We start from the raw sequence: 19,635 nt of genomic DNA on the forward strand, positions 1-19,635 counted from the left end.
TTCCTACTACCTTCCGCTCTGGCGCGGTTCCGCGCCAGATCTCGCCCCTGCCAGTCCCATGCTGCGCCGCCGCACGGATCCGGCGCCTCGATGCCCCACGTTCGCGCACGTTCGCCCGCCGTCCCAACGGGCGTTTCACCACGCCGGTGAAAAAATACATATGTTTCATGGTTATCCATGATGGAACACTTGTTGCTGATTGCCTAGCATTGGCGATGCGATGGCGCATCGCTGAGCGCTACCCACGCCAACCAAGCTATCCCAGGAGAGCCTGTATGAAAGCAGCAGAAGTCACGCGTCCGTGCGGCGGTTCATCGACCCCGCGCCGGTTCACGGGCGCAGCGGTCGCCGCCGCGGCGCTGGTGCTCTGCAGCGGCGCGGCCGGCACGGCGCATGCCGCCGATGTCGCCGCGAGCCCGACCCTCAGCAAGATCAAGTCGTCAGGCACGATCTCCATCGGCCATCGCACTTCGTCGATCCCGTTCTCGTACTACGACGCCAACCAGAAGGTGATCGGCTTCTCGCAGGACATCTGCGACCGGGTGATCGATGCGGTGACGCGCGAGACCGGCGTGCCGGCGCTGCAGGTGCGCATGGTGCCGGTGACCTCGCAGAACCGGATCTCGCTGGTGCAGAACGGCACCGTCGACCTGGAGTGCGGCGTCACCACCAACCTGAAGTCGCGCCAGCAGCAGGTGGCGTTCTCGACCACGTTCTTCGTCGCCGGCACGCGGCTGCTGGTGAAGAAAGGCAGCCCGGTGCGCGACTTCGGCGACCTCTCGGGCAAGGCGGTGGTGACCAATGCCGGCACCACCTCGGAGCGCATCCTGCGCCGGCTCAACGACGAGAAGCACGCCAACATCACCATCCAGAGCGCCAAGGACTATGGCGAGTCGTTCCTGATCCTGCAGTCAGGACGCGTGGCCGCGTTCATGATGGACGACGTGCTGCTGTCGGGCGCGCGCACGCTGGCGCCCAACCCCGCCGACTGGACCGTGGTGGGCACGCCGCAGTCGTTCGAGGCCTATGCGTTCATGCTGCGCAAGGACGATCCCGGCTTCAAGCAGGTGGTCGACAACGCCATCAGCGGGCTGATCCGCAGCGGCGAGATCAACAAGCTCTACAGCAAGTGGTTTGCCGCGCCGGTGCCGCCCAAGCAGGTCAACTTCGAGCTGCCGATGAGCGAGCCGCTGAAGAAAGCCTACGCCAGCCCCAGCGACGAGGCCTTCGAATAATCCCCCTCAGCCGCGGCCGGCGGGCACGTAGGCGCCGGTGCGGTGCAGCTCGCCTTCCGCCTGCTCGAGCGCGCGGATCGCGCCCTTGCCCTTGCGCGCCAGCAACTGTTCGACCAGCGCCTCGACCATGGCCACGCCGGCCGTGATCGACGGGAAGAACGACGGACTCTCGACCGAAAACAGCAGCGTGCAGTCGGCCGCCAGCGCGATCGGCGACACGGTGCTGTCGGTCAGCGCGATCACCTTGCAGCCGCACTCGCGCGCGGCCGCGGCCACGCGGATGCTCTCCTGCGAATACGGGGCGAAGCTGGCCACCACCACGGCGTCCTTGGGCGCCAGGCCGCGCAGCTCCATTTCCAGCGTGCCGGCATCGGCGCGGATCAGCTGCACCGAGCTGCGGAACAGGCGGTAGACATAGTGGAAGGTGAACGCGATCGGGAAGCACGAGCGGAAGCCCGCCACGTGCACGTTCTGCGCGTGCGACAGCAGCTCCGCCGCCTGCTGCAGGGTCTTGTCGTTGTTGGCGGCGATCAGGTCGAGGTTGTGGTGCTGCGCGTCGAGCATCTCGCCGAGCATGTGGCTGGCGCTGCTTTCGCGCACCACCTTGCGCGCGCGGCGCGCATAGGGCTGGCTGCCGCCGCGCAGCGCATCGACAAAGAGCTCGCGCAGGCCCTGCCAGCCCTCGAAGCCAAGGTGCTGCGACAGCCGGACCAGCGTGGCGGGCTGCACCCCTGCGCTGGCCGCGATCTTGCGCATCGACAGCACCGGCACGTCCTGTGGGTGGTCGAGCAGGTAGCGAGCGCCGCTCTGGAACTGCGTGCTCAGGGTCGGAAAGCTGGCGCGCAGCAAGGCCAGCAGCGCGTCGAGGTCCTGGGGTGGCGCCGGCTCGGGTTCGGCCTGGGGGGGCTGCGGCGGAGGGGTGGGGCTGTCGGACGGCATGGGCACTCCGGATTCGTGGTTGTAACGATTGTTGCACAGCCGTGCGCCGGAGCGCCGGGTCGCGGCGCTCCGGTGCGACCTGCCACGTTGTCACGCCGTCACATCGTCACGTCGAAAGCCGGTTAACGTCCGACCGCCGCCAAAGCTGTACCCGGGGCTTTTGGCAAGCCCCCCGATTGTCGGATTGCCGCAACGCCGGCGCACTGTCATCAGAATTTCCTTACCCACTTAGGAGGCGGTGACTTACACTCCGCGCCATAACCTCCGGAAATCGGTCATCCGGAACATAATTGGTACGGAGCGCGAGCATGGGACATAGAAGCCCTGCAGTGCGACACGGCGGCACGGTCACGCCGCCGTTTCGGGTCAAGGGTCAAATCGGGGCAGGAACAGACACGGCCGGAGCCATGCCGGGCCGCGGCGCGTGCGCGCGCGGCTTCACGCTGGTCGAGCTGATGATCGCCGTCGCGATCATCGCCATCCTGGCCGCCGTCGCCATTCCCAACTACAGCCGCCATGTGGTGCGATCGCACCGCGCCGCGATCGAGTCATTCATGCTCGAAGTCTCCGGCGCGCAGGAGCGGTTTCTCGTCGACAACCGCGCCTATGCCGCCAACCTCGGCGCGCTCGGCATGTCGGTGCCGTCCGCACAGAGCACGCGCTACGACGTCACCGTGACTCCCACTGCCGCGCTGCCGCCGGGCTACAGCATCGTCGCCACGCCCAAGGGCAGCCAGCTGAGTGCCGACACCGGCTGCGGCACGCTGACGCTGACCAGCGCCGGCGCGAAGTCGGCGTCCGGTGGCGGCACCGACTGCTGGAACTGACCATGGCAGCCACCTACCGGCTTCACCATCGCCACCGGCAGCCTCGGGCGCTGCGTGGCTTCACCCTGGTCGAACTGATGTGCACGCTGGCCGTGCTGGCGATCCTCGCGTTCGCTGCCGCGCCCTCGTTTGCCTCGCTGATGGCAGGGCAGCGCGTGCGCAGCGCCTCGCTCGACCTGAGTTCGGCGCTGCTGCTGGCGCGCAGCGAGGCAGTCAAGCGCAACGCCACCGTGACGCTGGCGCCCACCGGCGCGGCCTGGACCGCGGGCTGGGCCGTCAGCGCCGGCGCGCAGACGGTGCGCACCTTCGGGCCGTACGGCGGCCTCACCATCACCCCCAGCGCTGCCGGCGCGGTGGCGCTCGGCAACGACGGCCGGCTCACCGGCGCGGCCATGCGCTTCGAGCTCGCGCCCGCCAACGATACGGCGGCCGCGCTGCGCGTGTGCGTGCAGGTCAGCGAGACCGGCCGCGTTGCCTCCGACACGGGAGCCTGTTCATGACCCGCATCCCTGATCGCGCCGCCCGCCGCCACGGGCAACGACGGGCGCGCCTGCCGCGCCGCGCAGCGCAACGCGGCCTGCTGCTGATCGAAGTGCTGGTGGCGGTGGTGATCCTGCTGGTCGCGCTGCTGGGCACGGCCGGGCTGGTGGCACGCTCGGGCCAGAACGAGATGGAGTCCTACCAGCGCGTGCAGGCGATGGCGCTGCTGCAGGACATGGCCGCGCGCATCAATGCCAACCGCCAGGTGGCACAGTGCTATGCCGATGGCGCCAACGGCGTGCGCCTGGGCACCGGCAGCGCCGCGCCGGCGGCCTGCGCGCTGGGAACGGCCGCGCAGAACGCCACCGCCAATGGCGACCTGCAGGCGTGGAACACCGCGCTGCTGGGCAGTGCCGAAATGACTGCCGCGGCCAGCGGCGTGGCGGCGCGGGCGGTCGGCGCCATGATCGGTGCGCGCGGCTGCATCGACACGGTCGACGCGGCTGCCAACGTCTACCGCATCACCGTCGCCTGGCAGGGCCTGGCCGCCACCGGCGCCCCCGCGCTTGGCTGCGGCCAGAACCAGTACGGCGGCGAGGCCTACCGCCGTGCGGTCAGCACGCAGATCCGCATCGGCTCGCTGGGGACCGTGTCATGAAACGCCTGCCTCCGCGTATCGCACAACGCCGGCTGCGCCAGCGCGGCGTGTCGCTGGTCGAGCTGATGATCGGCATCACCATCGGACTGCTGATGCTGACCGCGCTGGCCAGCCTGTACTACGCCAACAGCCTGTCGCGCACTGAGTTCGTCAAATCGGCCGAGCAGGTGGAGAACGGCCGCTATGCGCTGGAGCAGATCCGGCGCGAAGTGGAACTGGCCGGCTTCTACGGCGTCGGCAACATCGGCCGTGCCATGAAGGCCGCGGCGCCGGCGCTGTGCGCCACCGATGCCGGCACGCTGGGCTTCTCCGCCACCGGCGAAACCGTGCCGCTGGCGTTGGCCGGCTACGGCCCCGGCGTGGCGGCGGCATGCCTGCCCGACCTGCTGCCGACTTCGGAAGTGCTGGTGGTGCGGCGCGTCTCGACCACGCCGGTCGCCGCGCCGGCCGCCGGCGTGCCTTACCTGCAGGTGTCCGCGTGCTCGCAGGACACCGTGCCGTTCGCATTCGATGCCAGCGCCGCCGCCGCCTTCCCGTTGCGCACCAAGCTGTGCGACCCGAACCAGCCCGCCGAGCTGAGGCAGGCCGTGGTGCGCATCTTCTACCTGGCCGGCTGCGACCGCTGCGGCAACGGCGGCGACGGCATCCCCACGCTGAAGATGGCCGAACTGGCCGGCGGCGCGTTCCAGGCGCGCTCGATCGCGCAGGGCGTGCAGGACATGCATGTGGAATACGGCGTCGACTTGGATGGCAACGGCTCGGCCGACTGCTATGTGGCGGACCCGACCGCGAACAACAGCGCCGCCTGCCCCGGCGTGCCCGGCTATGACTGGGGCGTTGCGCTTAACAACCAGGCCAATGTCACCACGGTGCGCGTGAACGTGCTGGCGCGCACGCTGAAGCCTTCGGCCGGACAGACCGATACGCGCAGCTATGACCTGGGCCGCGGCGTCGCCAGCGGCCCCTTTAACGATGGCTACAAGCGCCATGTCTACGCCCAGGTAGCGCGGATGGTCAACGTAGCCGGCACGCGCGAGCAATAACCCGATCCGCAGGTAACCGCAAAGAGCATGCAATGACGAAGTCCCCAGGCAAGCTGCGCCGCCGGCAGACCGGGGTCACGCTGGTCGTGACCCTGGTGTTCATGGTGCTGTTCCTGCTGATCGCGGTGGCCATGGTCAATTCCGGCCTGGTCAACGTCAAGGTCGCGGCCAACCAGCAGCACACCGCCGAGGCGCGCGACGTGGCGCAGCAGGCGATCGAGCAGGTGATCTCCGACGATTTCACCAAGGCGCCGGCGGCGGTGGAGGTGCCCGTCGACGTCAGCGGCGACGGCAAGCCAGATTACGTGGCACAGGTGGCGGCGCCCACCTGCGTCACCAGCAAGCCGGTGGTCAAGGTGATCGACCCGGAAACGCATCCCGAGGACGCGGAATGCACGCTCGGCAGCGCCACCGCCAACGGCAACCTGGTGATCGGCGCCTCCGGCGCGGGCGCGGTCAGCTCGTTGTGCAACGACACGCAATGGGACGTGGCGGCGACCGTCAACGATGCCGCCGGTACCGGCACGGTGATGACCGTGCACCAGGGCGTGGCGGTACGCACGCTGTATGGCTCCACGTGCCCGTGACGCGGCGGGCAAGAATCAGCTCCTGAAAGGAAAAACCGCATGCTCCTGTCCGCACGCCGCCCACGCATGTCTCGCGCTTTCGCTGCCTGTGCCGCCGCGCTGTCGCTGGTTGCGGCCATGCCTGCAGCCCACGCCGAAGACATCGACCTGTTCACCGGACTTCAGTCCAACGCCGGTACGCGACCCAACGTGCTGCTGATTCTCGACAATGCGTCGGCGTGGAATGCCAATGCGGCGTTCACGTGCGGGATAGACGGCGTGGTCGGCAGCAACAACCTCAACAACAACGTCGGCGCCGAGCAGTGCGCGCTGTACAAGGCCATTTCGGACCTGATCAAGGACGACAACACCAAGGGCAAGATCAACCTTGGGCTGATGATGTTCGGGCATGGCACCAACACCGGCGGGCAGTTCCGCTTTCCTGGTGTGACGCCCCCGACCGCGCCGCCGGGGCTGACGCTGATGGACGCACAGGGCGGCACTGCCTTCCTGAACTACATCACCACCATCGATCGCATCGCGGACAACGCCAACAACTCGCAGGTCGGCGGCGGCATGCAGGAGGCCTGGGCCTTTTTCTCTGGCAAGACCGGGTTGTCAGGGACGAAGTACACCTCGCCGATCACCAACCCGTGCCAGCGCAACTTCATCATCTACATCGCCAACGCGCTTAACAACGGCAAGCCGCAGGACACCGGCCAGGACGCCTACAACAAGTTGCGCGAGGCGGGCGCCAGCGCCGCGCAGCTGGTGCCGCTGGGGCTGCCCAAGGGCAACAACATCGACAACTGGGGCGACGAATGGGCGCGCTTCCTGTATGAGATGGACCTGAATGCCGCCAACAACGCCAACACGGATACGCCGACGCGGCAGAACGTCATCACCTACACCATCGCGGTGACCGACGGCAGCAAGCAAAGCCTGGACTACCGAGACTTTGCCGCCAGCATGGGCAAGGCGGGCGGCGGCGGCAACTACCTGGTCAAGTCCGGCGATGCCGATGCGCTGTCCAATGCGTTGAAGGAAATCTTCAACGAGATGCAGGCGGTGAACAACGTGTTCGCCTCGGTCAGCCTGCCGGTCAGCGTGAACGGGCAGGGTTCGTACCTGAACCAGGTCTATATCGGCATGTTCCGCCCCGACGGCAAGGCGCGGCCGCGATGGGTCGGCAACCTGAAGCAGTACAAGCTCGGCTACGACAGCGCAGGCAGCCTGGTGATGCTCGACGCCGGCACGCAGGGCGCGATTGACGAACCGGAGAGGGGCGCCGTCAGCAAGGCGGGCACCGGCTTCATCTCGCCAAACGCGCGCAGCTACTGGACCGAGGATCCGCCCAAGGTGCTGGGTGGCTCGTCGGTGGTCACCGACTGGCCAGCGGACGGCTTCTGGAAGAACGCATCGGCGCTGCTGCGCAATGCCAAGGATGCGCCCGACGGCGAGATCGTGGAGAAGGGCGGTGCCGCCCAGATGCTGCGTGCCGACTACCTCACCGGCCAGACGGCACGGCGCCTGCTGACTTGCGCCAATGCGAAGTGCGGTGCGGCCACGCCGACGCTGGCGGCATTCGATACCGGCAACAAGGCGCTGACCGAAGGCAGCGGCCCGTCGCTGCTCAAGACCACCACCGCCGACGTAGCCAACATGATTGCGTGGATGCGTGGCAAGGATGTCTTCTCCAGCCTGACCGGCACCGATCCGCGCAAGGAGGCCGAGCCCGGTCCCGGCGGCAACGTCACGGTGCGCGGCTCGATCCACGGCGACGTGCTGCATTCCCGGCCGGTGGTGGTGGACTATGGCGGCACCACCGGCGTGGTGGTGTTCTACGGCGCCAACGACGGCGTGTTTCACGCCGTGAATGGCAACCGCACCACGGCCATTGCCACCACGTCCGGCATGGTGCGCCCGGGCGGTGAGTTGTGGGGCTTCGTCGCGCCGGAGTTCTACGGCAAGCTGGCACGGCTGTATAACAACGCGCCCGAGATCCAGCTGACCGGCAGCCCGGCGGCAACCGGCGACACCCAGTTCCAGCCGCGCGATTATTTCTTTGACGGCACCACCACGGTCTACCAGAACCTGGCCGCCACCACCGGCCCCAAGGTAGTGATCTACCTGACCGCACGGCGCGGCGGCCGGCTGATCTATGCGCTCGACGTGACTGATCCGGGCCAGCCGAAGTACCTGTGGAGCAAGACCAACAGCGATATCGCCGAGCTGGGGCAGACCTGGTCGCAGCCGCGCGTGATGCAGGTGCGCGGCCATACGGGCCCGGTGCTGATCATGGGCGCGGGCTACGACCCGGACGGCGAGGACCGCGATCCGGCGCTCAATGGCGATGCCACGGCAGGCAACCTGCAGGGCCGCGGCGTGATCGTGCTGGACGCTATCAAGGGCGACCCGGTGTGGGCCGCGCTGGCCGATTGCACCGGATTCGGTGGCACCTGCGTGACCGTGCCCGCGCTCAAGCGCGCGATCCCGTCCGACGTCGCGGTGGTCGACCGCAACGGCGACGGCTATGCCGACAAGGCCTATGTCGGCGACGTGGGCGGCAATGTCTGGCGCATCGACTTTGGCTCCAATACCAGCGACCTGCCGGCCCAATGGTCGATCGGCAAGCTGGCGGAACTGGGTGGCGCGGTCAATACCAACGACGCGCGCAAGTTCCTCTACCCGCCCGACGTGGTCGCCACCGGCAAGTACGATGCCGTGATGATTGCCTCGGGCGACCGCGAGAAGCCGCTGTACTCGACCAGCAATACCGCGGGCGCGGCGCAGAACGTGCGGAACCGCTTCTACATGGTCAAGGACCCCAACACCGGCAAGGGCCTGCCCGCGGAATGGACGGCGGTCAAGGAATCGACCCTGGTCGATGCGACCAGCGTGGCCTACCGCGATTCGGCGGCCGTCAACGGCTTCTACCTGGCGTTCGGGGCCGGCGAGAAGGCGGTGAACGCGCCGCTGACGGTGGCTGGCTACACCTACTTCGGCACCAATACGCCATCGCCGATCCGGGCGGGCGCGTGCTACCCCGACCTCGGCATCGCGCGCGGCTACGCGGTGTCGTTCCTGAACGGGCAGGGCATCGACAACGGCCCGCGCTATGTGGTCTTCGACAACGGCGGCCTGCCGCCGTCACCGGTGTTCGGCATGGTGTCGGTGACGCAGCCCGACGGCTCCACGCGGCTGGTGCCGGTGCTGATCGGCGGCGGCAAGCAGGGCGGCGGCGGTGGCGATGCCACTTCATCGCTGGGCGGACAGGAGGTCAAGCCCGCGAGCGTCGGCAAGCGCAAGCGCACCTACTGGTACTCGGAGGCCGACAAGAAGTAGCTGCGAGGGTTAGGCCACCATGGTCAGCGTGGCGACTTCAACGCTGCGCTGTCGCCTTCCTGCCACCACCCGCCGCCCAGCGCCTGCAGCAGCGCCGCCGAATCCGCCAGCCGGTCGGCGCGCGACTGCGCCAGGTCCAACGAAGCCTGCCGCGCCTCGCGCTCGGCATCGAGGACGGCCAGCTGGCTGACGCCGCCGAGCCGGTACTGTTCCGATACCACCGTTAGCGTGTCGCGCGCCTGGCGCGCGTTGTCGGCGCGCTCGCGCAGCGTGGCGGCGTCGGCCTCCAGCGCGCGCAGCGAATCCGCCACGTCCTGCAAGCCTTGCAGCACGGCCTGCTGGTAGGCGGCCAGCGCCTGCTCGTACGCCGCTTCTGCCGCGCGCTTGCGTGCCTGCAGTTCGCCGCCGCGGAATACCGGCTGCACCAGCCCGGCGGCGAGGCTCCACACGTTCAGGCTGCTGAACAGGTCGCGCGCGGCGGTGGCCTGGCTGCCGCCACTGGCGCTCAGCGTTACCTGCGGATAGAGGTTGGCGGTGGCCACGCCAATATCGGCGCTGGCCTGGTGCAGCAGCGCTTCGGCCGCGCGGATGTCGGGGCGGCGCCGCGCCAGCGTGGCCGGCAGGCTGACCGGCAGCGTGTCGGGCAGATGCAGCGCGTCCAGCGTGAATGTCGGCAACGAGGCCGCTGCCGGGGTCTGGCCGGTGTAGACCGCGAGCTGGTGCCGCGTGGTCTCCAGCTGGCGTTGCAGGCCAGGCACCAGCGCCTGCGTCTGCGCCAGCTGCGCGCGCTGGCGCTGCACGTCGACGCGCGCGACGCCGCCGGCGCGCAGCCGTTCGTCGGCGATGCCGAGCTGGCGCCGCTGGGCTTCCGCCAGCGCCAGGGTATCGGCCAGCTGCGCGCGCAGTCCTGCTTCGCGGATCGCCGCGGTGGCGACGTTGGCGGCCAGCGCCAGCCGCGCCGCTTCCAGCTCGTAGCCCTGGTAGTCGACCGCGGCCTGCAGCCCTTCGAGTTCGCGCCGCTGGCCGCCGAACAGGTCGAGCACGTAGGACACCTGCACCGTGGCGCCGTACAGCGTAAACGGTCCCGGGCTGGGGATCGACGTAATGCCCATCGACTGGAAATTGACCTGCTGGCGCGTGGTATTGAGCTGGGCGTCGACAGCGGGCCAGCGCGTGGCGCCGGTGCGCGCGACGAGGTTTTCCTGCGCCTCGCGCAGCCGCGCGCGCGCCTGCGCCAGCGTGGGGCTGGCGTCGAGCGCCATGCGGATGGTGGCGTCCAGTTCGGGGCTGCGGAACAGCGTCCACCATTGCGCCGGCACGTCGGCGCCGGCGGCCAGCGTCTGCGCGTGGGATTGCGGGTGGCGATCGCCGCTGTCGGCCGCCACGGTGGCAACCGGTTGCGGGCCTGGCACGTAGCCGGCGTCGTCGGTCGGCGCGGGGCTGCGGAAGTCGGGGCCGACGGCACAGCCGGCCAGCAACGCGGCCACGGCCACGGTCACAAGAGGAAGAAATCGGGTCATGGCAACAATCCTTCAGTCCAGCGTGCGGCGGTAGAAGCGCACCGCGATCATCATCACCACCACGATGAACAGCGCCATCGGCCAGACCTGTGGCCATAGCTCGGCCCAGCCGCTGCCCTTGAGCAGGATGCCGCGCACCATGCGGTTGAAATACGTCATCGGCAGGATGTTGCCGATCGCCTGCGCCCAGCCGGGCATGCCGGCGAACGGGAACATGAAGCCCGACAGCAGGATGTTGGGCAGGAAGTAGAAGAAAGTCAGCTGCATGGCCTGCAGCTGGTTCTGCGCCAGCGACGACAGCGTGATGCCCACCGTCAGGTTGGCCGCGATGAACAGCAGCGCCGCCAGGTACACCGCAGTCACCGAGCCGACGAAGGGCACGTCGAAGATCCAGCGCGCGGCCAGCAGCACGATGGTCGACTGGATCAGCCCGATGAAGATATACGGCACGATCTTGCCGGTCATCACCTCCAGCGGCCGCACCGGCGTGGCCAGCAGGTTTTCCATGGTGCCGCGCTCGCGTTCGCGCGTCATCGCCAGCCCGGTCATCATCACCATGGTCATCGACAGGATCACGCCCATCAGGCCGGGGATGATGTTGTACTGGGTCAGGCCCTCTGGGTTGTACAGGCGCTGCACCTGCACGTCGAACGGCGCCTTGCCGCCCGCCAGCGGCGCCAGCGAGCCTTTCAGGTCATGGGTGCCGACGCTGAACGGCAGCTGCGGCAGCGCGGCGATCGCCTGGCCGGTGGCCGAGGGATCGGTGGCATCGGCCTCCACCAGCAGCGCGGGGCGTTCGCCACGCAGCAGCTTGCGCGTGAAGTCCGGCGGGATGCTGAGCACGAACTGCACGTCGCCCTTCATCAGCGCCTCGCGTCCGGCAGCTTCGTCGGGCAGCGTGGCGACCACCTTGAAGTAGGTGGAGTTCTGCATGCTGGCGATAAAGGTGCGTGTGAATTCGCTCTGGTCGGCGGCGATCACCGCGGTCGGCAGGTGGCGCGGGTCGGTGTTGATGGCAAAGCCGAACAGCAGCAACTGCATGATCGGCAGGCCGACGATCATGCCAAAGGTGACGCGGTCGCGGCGCAGCTGCAGGAATTCCTTCAGCACGATGCTCCACCAGCGCTGGAGCGAAAAGCGCGTGCCGTTGGCGCGTGGCTTGCGGGGGTTCCGGATGGCGGCGGCGTTCATGTCGGCTCCTTCGCCTTGCGCGTGCCCATGTTGTCCTCGGCCCGGCTCATCATGTGGATGAACACGTCTTCCAGGCTGGTCTCGGTCTGCGTCACGCGGCGTCCCGGTCCGGCCAGGCGTTCAAGCGTGGCGGCCAGCGCCTGCGCGTCGCGGCCGGTGACGTGCAGCGCGGTGCCGAATGCCACGGTCTGCTCCACGCCGGGCGCACCCTGCAACTGCCCTGACAGCGTGGCGAGGTCGTCGCCTTCCACGCTCCACGTCGACAGATGCTGGCTGGCCACGACCTCGTCGGCGGTGCCTTGCGCCAGCAGCTTGCCGTAGGCGATATAGGCGAGCTTGTGGCAACGCTCGGCCTCGTCCATGTAGTGCGTGCTGACCAGCACCGAGATGCCGCGCGCGGCAAGCAGGTGCAACTGCTCCCAGAAGTCGCGCCGCGCCTTGGGGTCGACGCCGGCGGTGGGCTCGTCCAGCAGCAGCAGTTCCGGCTCGTGCAGCAGGCACGCCGCCAGCGCCAGCCGCTGCTTCCAGCCACCCGACAGCGACCCGGCGAGCTGCGCCGAGCGCGTGGCCAGGCCCAGGTCTTCCAGCGCGCGGTCGACCGCATTGCGCCGGTCCGGCATGCCGTACACGCGCGCGACGAAGTCGAGGTTCTCGCGGATCGACAGGTCGTCCCAGTACGAGAATTTCTGCGTCATGTAGCCGACGCGGCGCTTGATCTCGTCGGACTCGCTCAGGATGTCGAAGCCCAGGCAGGTGCCCTCGCCGGAATCGGGCGTCAGCAGGCCGCACATCATGCGGATCGAAGTGGTCTTGCCGCTGCCGTTGGGACCGAGGAAGCCAAAGATCTCGCCGCGCGCGACCTGCATGCTGAGGTCGTTGACCACGTGCTTGTCGCCGAAGTGCTTGTTCAGCCCGCGCACGTCGATGGCGAGTCCTTGCGCGCGGCCGTTGGCGCTGGCGCCGGTGTCAATGCTCGTGTTCATTGCCGCACCACCTCGACGGGCTGGCCGGGCCGCAGCTTGATGGCATCGGCGGCCGACGGGCGCGCTTCCACCAGGAACACCAGCTTGTTGCGGGTCTCGTTGCTGTAGATCACCGGCGGCGTGAATTCGGCTTCGTTCGCGACATAGGTGATGCTGGCCGCCACCGGCGCGGCGCAGCCGTCGCAGCGCACCTGCACCGCCTGCCCGTTGCGCAGCGCGCCGACCACGGCCTCGGGCACGTAGAAGCGCACCTTGACGTTGCCGGGCGGCAGCATGCGCACCACCGGGCTGCCGGCGGGCACCCATTCGCCGAGGCGGTAGGGCGTGTCGTAGACCAGCCCGGCCTGCGTGGCGGCCACGGTCTTGCGCGACAGCTTCCAGTCTGCCTGCGCCAGCGCGGCGCGCGCGGCGGCGACTTGCGCGGCCTGCGCCGCCTGCTGCGCATCGCGGCCCGGCAGCCGTGCCACGTCGATATCGCGCTGCAGCTCGCGCACGCGTGCCGCATCGCTGCGGGCCTGCGCGCGCGATTCGTCGAGCTGCGCCTGCGCAATGCCGCCGATCTCGAACTGGCGCTCGTCGCGACGCTGCGCGGCGGCGCTGCGTTGCGCCTGGGCCTGCGCCTGCGCCAGCTGGGCACGGCTGACGTCGACCTCGACCGGGCGCTTGCCGGTCTTCATGTCCTGCAACTGGGCTTCGGCGGCGCGCAACTGGTCCTCGGCCTGCTGGCGCGCGGCGCGTTCGTCATCGGATTCGAGCGCGAACAGCGCGGCGCCCTGCGCGACCTGCTGGCCGCGCTGCACGGAGAGCGTATCGAGGCGGCCGGCAAAGGGCGAGGCGACGCTGACGAACTCGCCTTCGATATAGCCTTGCCAGGTGTCGGTGCCGGACTTGCTGCAGCCGGCGGCCAGCAGCGCGGCGCCGAGCAGCGCAGCGATGGGGAGCGCGCGCGGCGGCGCGAGAAGGTCGGAAACAGCGGTGTTCATGAAGCGGACTCCGGGGAATGCCTGGGCGCGCGGCCCTTCTTTTTCGATGCGGGTGCAGGGGAGGCGTTGGCACCGGCAGTCGGCACGGGGCTCAGGCCGTGCGTCAGCAGTGCCGAGACATGGCGCACCAGCGCGTCGGTATCGACCGCCTCGGCACCGGGCAGCCGGCGCCAGATATGCGTGGTGGCCAGCGGCAGCAGCGTCAGGCCCACCAGCGACGGCATCACCAGTGCCGGTTCCAGCCCGCGGTTGAGCTGCCCGTTGGCGATCGCCGCGGCCAGCGGCGCCATCATGGCGCCGGCACGCTGCAGCGCGAAGCGCTTCAGCACACGCTCGCGCAGCGCGCCGTCGTCGCTGGCGACCTCGCGGATCCACAGGCCGGGAAACCAGGGCGTATCGGCCACGGCGCGGACCAGCCGGGTGGCGATGCCGACCAGCATCGCCAACGGCTCAGTGTCCTGCGGGCCGGCGGCGAAGAACTGTGCCACCAGTGGCTGCACCTTTTCCTCGATCACGGCATCGAGCAGCAGGTCGCGGTCGCTGAAGTAATAGTGGACCAGCGCGGGCGTGACGCCCGCCAGCACGGCGATGGCCTTGACCGGCGTGCCGGCGACGCCTTGCCGCGAGAACAGGTCGGTGGCGGCATCGAGGATGCGCTCGCGCTGGCCGGGCTGGCCGGCGGCAGGGCGCCCGGGCGTGCGACGCTCTGGCGGCTTCGGGGTAGCGGGTTTGCGTGGCATGGCTATGTATTGAACCGTGTCGAATCAATATTAATTTTCGAATTAATTAATTCAAGCCCGGTTACAACGTCGGCATTCCCGCACCTGGCTCGCGGTGGACATGTCATGTGCCCTTGGCTATGCTGCGTGCGCCGGGGGCGCCGCTCCCGGCACTTCGTTCGCCAGCCCCTTCTTCCATGCTGTTTGCGCCACTTGCCACCGCGTACCCGCGCGCCCGATGCAGTTTCCGCCGCGCGCTGGCCGCGCTGGCCTGCTGCGCCTGCCTGCCCGCAACGGCGCAGCAGGCGATCACTGCAGACGCTGCCGCCGACACGGAAAGCCCGTTCGCCTTCCACGGCCAGAGCACCTACATCTGGCAGCGCAAGCCGGCGTTCAACGCCGCGTATTCGGGCCCGAACAGCCTTGGCACCGAACGCGCCAAGAGCTACTCGTTCAGCGCGACGCTGGACCTGGGCCTGAAGCTGTGGCGGGGTGCGGAATTCCACTTCAACCCGGAAGCCACGCAAGGCGTGCCGTTCTCGGGCCTGCATGGCCTGGGCGGGCTGTCCAACGGCGAACTGGGCAAGGCGGCCAGCACCAACCCCGTCTTCTACCGCGCCCGCGCCTTCGTGCGGCAGACGTGGGGCATGGGCGGCGGCAGCGAAACGCTGGAGGCCGATTTCAACCAGTTCGCGCGCACTGTCGACCGCCAGCGCGTGGTGCTGACCGCGGGCAACTTCGGCGTGCTCGATGTATTCGACCAGAATGAATTCGGCTCGGACCCGCGCACGCAATTCATGAACTGGTCGTTCATGACGCATGGCGCGTTCGACTATCCGGCCGATGCGCGCGGCTATACCTGGGGCGTGTCGCTGGAGTACATCGGCGACGGCTGGTCGGCGCGCATCGGACGCTTCCTGCAGCCGCTGGAATCGAACGGGCTGGAGCTCGACACGCGCATGTTCGAGCACTATGGCGACATCATCGAACTGGAGAAGCGCTACCAGCTCGCGGGCCGCCCCGGCACCGCGCGGCTGCTGCTGTTCCGCAACAAGGCGCGCATGGGCGCGTTCAGCGATGCGATCCAGTTCGGCATCGCCAACAACACCACGCCGGACCTGGCCAACGTGCGGCGCGAGCATGCCAAAACCGGCGTCGGCGTGACGCTGCTGCAGGAGGTGACGGATTCGCTGGGAGTGTTCGCGCGCGCGAGCCTGTCGGACGACAAGACCGAGACCTATGCCTTTACCGAGATCGGCAGGCAGGTGTCAGCGGGCGGCGTGCTGAAGGGGGAGGCGTGGGGACGTGCCCGCGATGCACTGGGCGTGGCCGTGGCGATCAATATGCTGGGCGGCCAGCATCGCAACTATCTTGCCGCGGGCGGGCAGGGCGCGTTTCTTGGCGATGGCGCATTGCGCTACGGGCCCGAGCAGATCCTGGAGATCTACTACAGCTTCCAGCCGGTGAAGTACCTGAGCATCAGCCCGGACTTCCAGTTCGTGCGCAATCCCGGCTACAACCGGGATCGCGGGCCGGTGAAGTTTTACGGGGTGAGGTTTCACGGGGAGTTCTGACTCCACGTCGTGCGCTTATTGCTGCGCGCTTATTGCTGCGCGCTCATTGCCGCGCGTTGCGCTTGTTATCCGGCCAGGCCGTATTGAAGTTGGTCCGGAACGGATTGATATCCAGCCCCCCGCGCCGCGTATAGCGCGCATACACCGCCAGCTTGACCGGCTTGCATTGCCGCAGCACGTCCATGAAGATCCGCTCGACGCATTGCTCGTGGAACTCGTTATGGTTGCGGAACGAGATCAGGTACTTGAGCAGCGCTTCCTGGTTGATCGGCGCGCCCACGTAGCGGATCTGCACGCTGCCCCAATCGGGCTGGCCCGTGACCAGGCAGTTGGACTTGAGCAGGTGCGACACCAGCGTTTCCTCCACCGGCGTTTCGTCCTGGTCGGCGAACAGCAGTTCGGGCGCGGGCTCATAACGGTCGACCTCGATGTCGAGCCGGTCCAGCAGCAGGCCGTCAAGCTCGCCCATCTGCTGCTTGCCGAGATCTGACTCGGTGACCAGCCGCACCTGCACCGTGCCGCCAGTGGCTTCGGACAGGTCGTGGTGCAGCAGCTGCTGCAGCGCCTCGGGCGATGCAATCTTCGTCTGGTTGAACGAGTTCAGGTACAGCTTGAACGACTTGGACTCGATGATATTGGTCGTGTCCGACGGGATGATGAAGGTGGCCAGCGCGACCTGCGGCTTGCCCCTCAGGTTCAGCCATGAGAGCTCGTACGCGTTCCAGATGTCGACGCCGAAGAACGGCACCGGCCTGCCTTCGGGCAGGCCGATCTCGGTGCGCTTGGGCTGGCGCGGGATCGGGAACAGCAGCGAGGCGTCGTATTCGGTCTTGTAGGCCGAGGGCTTGCCCAGCGGCGAATGTTCGGGGAGGCTCATGGGGCGCTCAGCAGGGATCGTTCAGGACAAAAACAGCTTGTACACCGGGTTGTCCGTTTCGTCCCAGTGTACGTAGCCCAGCGTCGAAAGGAACGCACGGAAGGCGCGCTTTTCGTTCTTCGGCACCTGGATGCCGACCAGGATGTTGGAAGTGTCCGCCCCCTGGTTGCGGTAGTGGAACAGGCTGATGTTCCAGTTCGGGCTCATGCTCGACAGGAACCGCATCAGCGCGCCCGGGCGCTCCGGGAACTCGAAGCGGTACAGCAACTCGTCATGCGCCAGCGCCGAGCGGCCGCCCACCATGTAGCGGATATGCTGCTTGGCCAGTTCGTCGTTGGACAGGTCGAGCGTGTCGAAGCCGTGCTTGCGGAAGCTGGCGGCGATCTTGTCGTTCTCGGCGCGGCTGGCGATCTGCACGCCGACAAAGATATGCGCCATGCTGGTGTCCGCGATGCGGTAGTTGAACTCGGTCACGCTGCGGGTGCCGACCAGTTCGCAGAAGCGCTTGAAGCTGCCGCGCTCCTCGGGGATGGTCACGGCAAACACGCCTTCGCGCGCCTCGCCCACCTCGGCGCGCTCGGCGACGAAGCGCAGGCGGTCGAAGTTCATGTTGGCGCCGCACGCGATCGCGACCAGATGCTGGCCCTTGAGCTTCTCGCGCTCGGCATACGCCTTCAGGCCCGCCACCGCGAGCGCGCCGGCCGGTTCCAGGATGCTGCGCGTGTCCTGGAACACGTCTTTCACGCCGGCGCAGATGGCATCGGTGTCGACCAGGATGATGTCATCGACCAGCTCGCGCGTGATGCGGAAGGTTTCCTTGCCGACCAGCTTGACCGCGGTGCCGTCCGAGAACAGCCCCACTTCCTTCAGCTCGATGCGCTTGCCGGCGTCGACCGAGCGCTTCATCGCATCCGAGTCCACGGTCTGCACGCCGATCACCTTGATCTCCGGACGCACCGCCTTGATGTACGAGGCAACGCCCGAGATCAGCCCGCCGCCGCCAATGGCGACGAATACGGCATGGATCGGGCCGGGGTGCTGGCGCAGGATTTCCATGGCGATGGTGCCCTGGCCCGCGATCACCTCGGGATCGTCGAACGGGTGGATGAAGGTCAGCTTGTGCTTCTTCTCCAACTCGGCGGCGTGGTGGTAGGCATCGCTGTAGGACTCGCCGTGCAGCTCGACCTGGACCCACTGGCCGCCGCGCTCGCGCACCGCGTCGATCTTTACCTGCGGCGTGGTCACCGGCATCGCGATGATGGCCTTGCACTGCAGCCGCGCCGCGGACAGTGCCACGCCCTGGGCATGGTTGCCGGCCGACGCGGCGACCACGCCGCGCTTGAGTTCCTCCGCCGACAGCGACGCCATCTTGTTGTACGCGCCGCGCAGCTTGAACGAGAACACGGGCTGCGTGTCCTCGCGCTTGAACCAGACCGAATTGCCGGTGCGCGCCGATAGCTGGTGCGCGTAGGTGAGTTCGGTTTCCTGCGCCACGTCGTAGACCTTGGCGGTCAGGATCTTCTTCAAATAGTCGGGGCGGGCGGCGGACGAGCGGGTCATGGTGTCAGGGCAGGGCCGCGGGGGCGGCGCAAAAAAAGCCGGAAATTCTGGCGGAAACCGCCAATGATAAAGGATGGCGGCGCCGCGCACCCTACCCGGGCGGCCCTTCCGCCGCCCTCGGCACGACGCGCGGGACGGCGCAAGGGCGTGGAGAGAGTGGCCTGGCGTGCACTCGCGGTGGGGTATGGGGCGGATGCCTGCGGCTGGCCCCGGACTTGCGTCGGTCGCGAATTGCGCTGCCGCCATGTAGGACGGCGCCCGGTGGACGCCGGTCAAAACGACGTGTTACGGTGTAACGCGATGCCTCAGCTACCGCTTATCGAACCCAATACCGCCCTGTTTCTCGACTTTGACGGCACGCTGGCCGATCTTGCGCCGCGGCCCGAACTGGTACAGGTAGAACCTGAACTGGTCGGCACGCTGCGCACGCTGTACCAGCGGCTGGATGGCGCGCTCGCCGTCATCTCCGGCAGGCCGATCGTCGAGCTGGACCACTTCCTGCAGCCGTTGCAGCTGCCGGCGGCCGGCGTGCACGGCGCCGAATTCCGCACCGACGGCGGCATGGTGTCCAAGACACCCGCGCCCGGCCTCGAACCCCTGATCCCACACCTTGAAGCGCTGGTGCACGCCTATCCGGCGTTGCGGCTGGAGCGCAAGTCGGTTGCCGTTGCCATCCACTACCGCCAGGCGCCCGAGCTGGCCGGCCTGGTCGATGCCGCGGTCACTGACGTATTGCGTCACGCGGTCGGGCTGGAAGCACTGCCCGGCAAGATGGTGGTCGAGATCAAGCCCGCCGGCGTCGACAAGGGCGACGCCATCGCCGCCTTCATGAAGTCGGCGCCGTTCTGCGACCGCACGCCGCTCTTTGCCGGCGACGACATGACTGACGAGCCTGGCTTTGCCGCCGTGCGCAAGCTCGGCGGGCTGGGCGTGCTGGTGGGCCGGCGCGAGACCGTGGCCGGCGTCTGCGTGGAGGGGCCCGCCGCGCTGCGCAGCTGGCTGCACCGTTCCGCGCGGGCGCTGGACCAATCCGCGCGCGCCGCCGGCCATGCCGGCGCCGTGCCGCACGAGGCCGAGCCAGGCCACGAGGGCGCACCGCGCCACATCCCGCATCCAACAGCATCCTGAGGGAGGT

At 68.2% G+C, this 19,635-nt stretch carries 17 protein-coding genes; 9 read left to right on the forward strand and 8 right to left on the reverse strand.

Features of this window, described 5'->3' with window-relative positions:
- Window positions 1-275: 275 nt before the first annotated feature.
- Window positions 276-1,235, forward strand: coding sequence for a glutamate/aspartate ABC transporter substrate-binding protein (locus LPA45_RS01925; RefSeq protein WP_367394854.1), 960 nt, complete (start codon window positions 276-278; stop codon window positions 1,233-1,235).
- A gap of 6 nt (window positions 1,236-1,241) precedes the next feature.
- On the opposite strand, the gene LPA45_RS01930 is transcribed toward LPA45_RS01925, so the two are convergent.
- On the reverse strand, window positions 1,242-2,174 hold the full coding sequence (locus LPA45_RS01930; RefSeq protein ID WP_116317054.1) for a MurR/RpiR family transcriptional regulator: 933 nt from the start codon (window positions 2,172-2,174) through the stop codon (window positions 1,242-1,244).
- Between the two features lie 407 nt (window positions 2,175-2,581).
- Here LPA45_RS01930 and LPA45_RS01935 point away from each other — a divergent pair, with 407 nt between their 5' ends.
- The 6 genes from LPA45_RS01935 to LPA45_RS01960 are packed head-to-tail and all read left to right on the forward strand — an operon-like array spanning window position 2,582 to window position 9,093.
- Window positions 2,582-3,001 carry a type IV pilin protein gene (locus tag LPA45_RS01935; protein ID WP_376790627.1) on the forward strand — a complete coding sequence of 140 codons (420 nt, stop codon included), beginning with the start codon at window positions 2,582-2,584 and terminating at the stop codon, window positions 2,999-3,001.
- A gap of 2 nt (window positions 3,002-3,003) precedes the next feature.
- Window positions 3,004-3,501 (forward strand): GspH/FimT family pseudopilin, encoded by a 498-nt coding sequence (locus tag LPA45_RS01940; RefSeq protein WP_367394856.1) that lies wholly within the window; start codon window positions 3,004-3,006, stop codon window positions 3,499-3,501.
- A complete protein-coding gene (locus LPA45_RS01945; RefSeq protein WP_116317057.1) occupies window positions 3,498-4,139 on the forward strand; it encodes a type IV pilus modification protein PilV in 642 nt (213 codons plus the stop codon). Before LPA45_RS01940 ends, LPA45_RS01945 begins: the two co-directional genes overlap by 4 nt.
- Complete coding sequence (locus LPA45_RS01950) at window positions 4,136-5,182, forward strand: PilW family protein (RefSeq protein WP_116317058.1); 1,047 nt, start codon at window positions 4,136-4,138, stop codon at window positions 5,180-5,182. The genes LPA45_RS01945 and LPA45_RS01950 overlap by 4 nt, the downstream gene beginning before the upstream one ends.
- Window positions 5,183-5,214: 32 nt before the next feature.
- Window positions 5,215-5,769, forward strand: a complete 555-nt coding sequence (locus LPA45_RS01955; RefSeq protein ID WP_116317059.1) for a pilus assembly PilX N-terminal domain-containing protein — start codon at window positions 5,215-5,217, stop codon at window positions 5,767-5,769.
- Between the two features lie 39 nt (window positions 5,770-5,808).
- A complete protein-coding gene (locus LPA45_RS01960) occupies window positions 5,809-9,093 on the forward strand; it encodes a pilus assembly protein (RefSeq protein ID WP_116317060.1) in 3,285 nt (1,094 codons plus the stop codon).
- A gap of 23 nt (window positions 9,094-9,116) precedes the next feature.
- Here the strand turns inward: LPA45_RS01960 and LPA45_RS01965 are convergent, their stop codons facing one another.
- Genes LPA45_RS01965 through LPA45_RS01985 form a run of 5 tightly spaced genes read right to left on the reverse strand, consistent with a single transcriptional unit; the run spans window position 9,117 to window position 14,510 of the window.
- The gene (locus LPA45_RS01965) at window positions 9,117-10,613 is read right to left on the reverse strand and encodes an efflux transporter outer membrane subunit (RefSeq protein WP_367394857.1); all 1,497 of its coding nucleotides are present in this window, start codon (window positions 10,611-10,613) and stop codon (window positions 9,117-9,119) included.
- 12 nt (window positions 10,614-10,625) lie between these two features.
- Window positions 10,626-11,804 (reverse strand): ABC transporter permease, encoded by a 1,179-nt coding sequence (locus tag LPA45_RS01970; RefSeq protein ID WP_116317062.1) that lies wholly within the window; start codon window positions 11,802-11,804, stop codon window positions 10,626-10,628.
- Window positions 11,801-12,787 (reverse strand): ABC transporter ATP-binding protein, encoded by a 987-nt coding sequence (locus LPA45_RS01975; RefSeq protein WP_317919975.1) that lies wholly within the window; start codon window positions 12,785-12,787, stop codon window positions 11,801-11,803. Before LPA45_RS01975 ends, LPA45_RS01970 begins: the two co-directional genes overlap by 4 nt.
- A complete protein-coding gene (locus tag LPA45_RS01980) occupies window positions 12,784-13,770 on the reverse strand; it encodes an HlyD family secretion protein (RefSeq protein ID WP_116317064.1) in 987 nt (328 codons plus the stop codon). Before LPA45_RS01980 ends, LPA45_RS01975 begins: the two co-directional genes overlap by 4 nt.
- A complete protein-coding gene (locus tag LPA45_RS01985; protein ID WP_116317065.1) occupies window positions 13,767-14,510 on the reverse strand; it encodes a TetR/AcrR family transcriptional regulator in 744 nt (247 codons plus the stop codon). The genes LPA45_RS01980 and LPA45_RS01985 overlap by 4 nt, the downstream gene beginning before the upstream one ends.
- A 176-nt stretch (window positions 14,511-14,686) precedes the next feature.
- On the opposite strand from LPA45_RS01985, the gene LPA45_RS01990 reads away from it, so the two are divergent.
- Window positions 14,687-16,063 (forward strand): carbohydrate porin, encoded by a 1,377-nt coding sequence (locus LPA45_RS01990; protein ID WP_116317066.1) that lies wholly within the window; start codon window positions 14,687-14,689, stop codon window positions 16,061-16,063.
- 43 nt (window positions 16,064-16,106) lie between these two features.
- Here the strand turns inward: LPA45_RS01990 and queF are convergent, their stop codons facing one another.
- Window positions 16,107-16,940 (reverse strand): NADPH-dependent 7-cyano-7-deazaguanine reductase QueF, encoded by an 834-nt coding sequence (queF, locus tag LPA45_RS01995; protein WP_367394858.1) that lies wholly within the window; start codon window positions 16,938-16,940, stop codon window positions 16,107-16,109.
- A gap of 21 nt (window positions 16,941-16,961) precedes the next feature.
- A complete protein-coding gene (ilvA, locus tag LPA45_RS02000; protein WP_116317068.1) occupies window positions 16,962-18,500 on the reverse strand; it encodes a threonine ammonia-lyase, biosynthetic in 1,539 nt (512 codons plus the stop codon).
- Window positions 18,501-18,800: 300 nt separating this feature from the next.
- On the opposite strand from ilvA, the gene otsB reads away from it, so the two are divergent.
- A complete protein-coding gene (otsB, locus tag LPA45_RS02005; protein WP_116317069.1) occupies window positions 18,801-19,628 on the forward strand; it encodes a trehalose-phosphatase in 828 nt (275 codons plus the stop codon).
- Window positions 19,629-19,635: the final 7 nt, after the last annotated feature.

It is taken from the genome of Cupriavidus sp. Agwp_2 (assembly GCF_040784895.1).
Taxonomy (GTDB): domain Bacteria; phylum Pseudomonadota; class Gammaproteobacteria; order Burkholderiales; family Burkholderiaceae; genus Cupriavidus.

Coding starts and splice junctions, on each gene's coding strand:
- LPA45_RS01990 (WP_116317066.1), top strand. CDS start 14,687: ATGCTGTTTGCGCCACTTGCCACCGCGTACCCGCGCGCCCGATGCAGT.
- LPA45_RS01975 (WP_317919975.1), bottom strand. CDS start 12,787: ATGAACACGAGCATTGACACCGGCGCCAGCGCCAACGGCCGCGCGCAA.
- LPA45_RS01960 (WP_116317060.1), top strand. CDS start 5,809: ATGCTCCTGTCCGCACGCCGCCCACGCATGTCTCGCGCTTTCGCTGCC.
- LPA45_RS01970 (WP_116317062.1), bottom strand. CDS start 11,804: ATGAACGCCGCCGCCATCCGGAACCCCCGCAAGCCACGCGCCAACGGC.
- LPA45_RS01945 (WP_116317057.1), top strand. CDS start 3,498: ATGACCCGCATCCCTGATCGCGCCGCCCGCCGCCACGGGCAACGACGG.
- LPA45_RS01940 (WP_367394856.1), top strand. CDS start 3,004: ATGGCAGCCACCTACCGGCTTCACCATCGCCACCGGCAGCCTCGGGCG.
- LPA45_RS01980 (WP_116317064.1), bottom strand. CDS start 13,770: ATGAACACCGCTGTTTCCGACCTTCTCGCGCCGCCGCGCGCGCTCCCC.
- LPA45_RS01925 (WP_367394854.1), top strand. CDS start 276: ATGAAAGCAGCAGAAGTCACGCGTCCGTGCGGCGGTTCATCGACCCCG.
- LPA45_RS01950 (WP_116317058.1), top strand. CDS start 4,136: ATGAAACGCCTGCCTCCGCGTATCGCACAACGCCGGCTGCGCCAGCGC.
- LPA45_RS01965 (WP_367394857.1), bottom strand. CDS start 10,613: ATGACCCGATTTCTTCCTCTTGTGACCGTGGCCGTGGCCGCGTTGCTG.
- otsB (WP_116317069.1), top strand. CDS start 18,801: ATGCCTCAGCTACCGCTTATCGAACCCAATACCGCCCTGTTTCTCGAC.
- LPA45_RS01930 (WP_116317054.1), bottom strand. CDS start 2,174: ATGCCGTCCGACAGCCCCACCCCTCCGCCGCAGCCCCCCCAGGCCGAA.
- ilvA (WP_116317068.1), bottom strand. CDS start 18,500: ATGACCCGCTCGTCCGCCGCCCGCCCCGACTATTTGAAGAAGATCCTG.
- LPA45_RS01985 (WP_116317065.1), bottom strand. CDS start 14,510: ATGCCACGCAAACCCGCTACCCCGAAGCCGCCAGAGCGTCGCACGCCC.
- LPA45_RS01935 (WP_376790627.1), top strand. CDS start 2,582: ATGCCGGGCCGCGGCGCGTGCGCGCGCGGCTTCACGCTGGTCGAGCTG.
- queF (WP_367394858.1), bottom strand. CDS start 16,940: ATGAGCCTCCCCGAACATTCGCCGCTGGGCAAGCCCTCGGCCTACAAG.
- LPA45_RS01955 (WP_116317059.1), top strand. CDS start 5,215: ATGACGAAGTCCCCAGGCAAGCTGCGCCGCCGGCAGACCGGGGTCACG.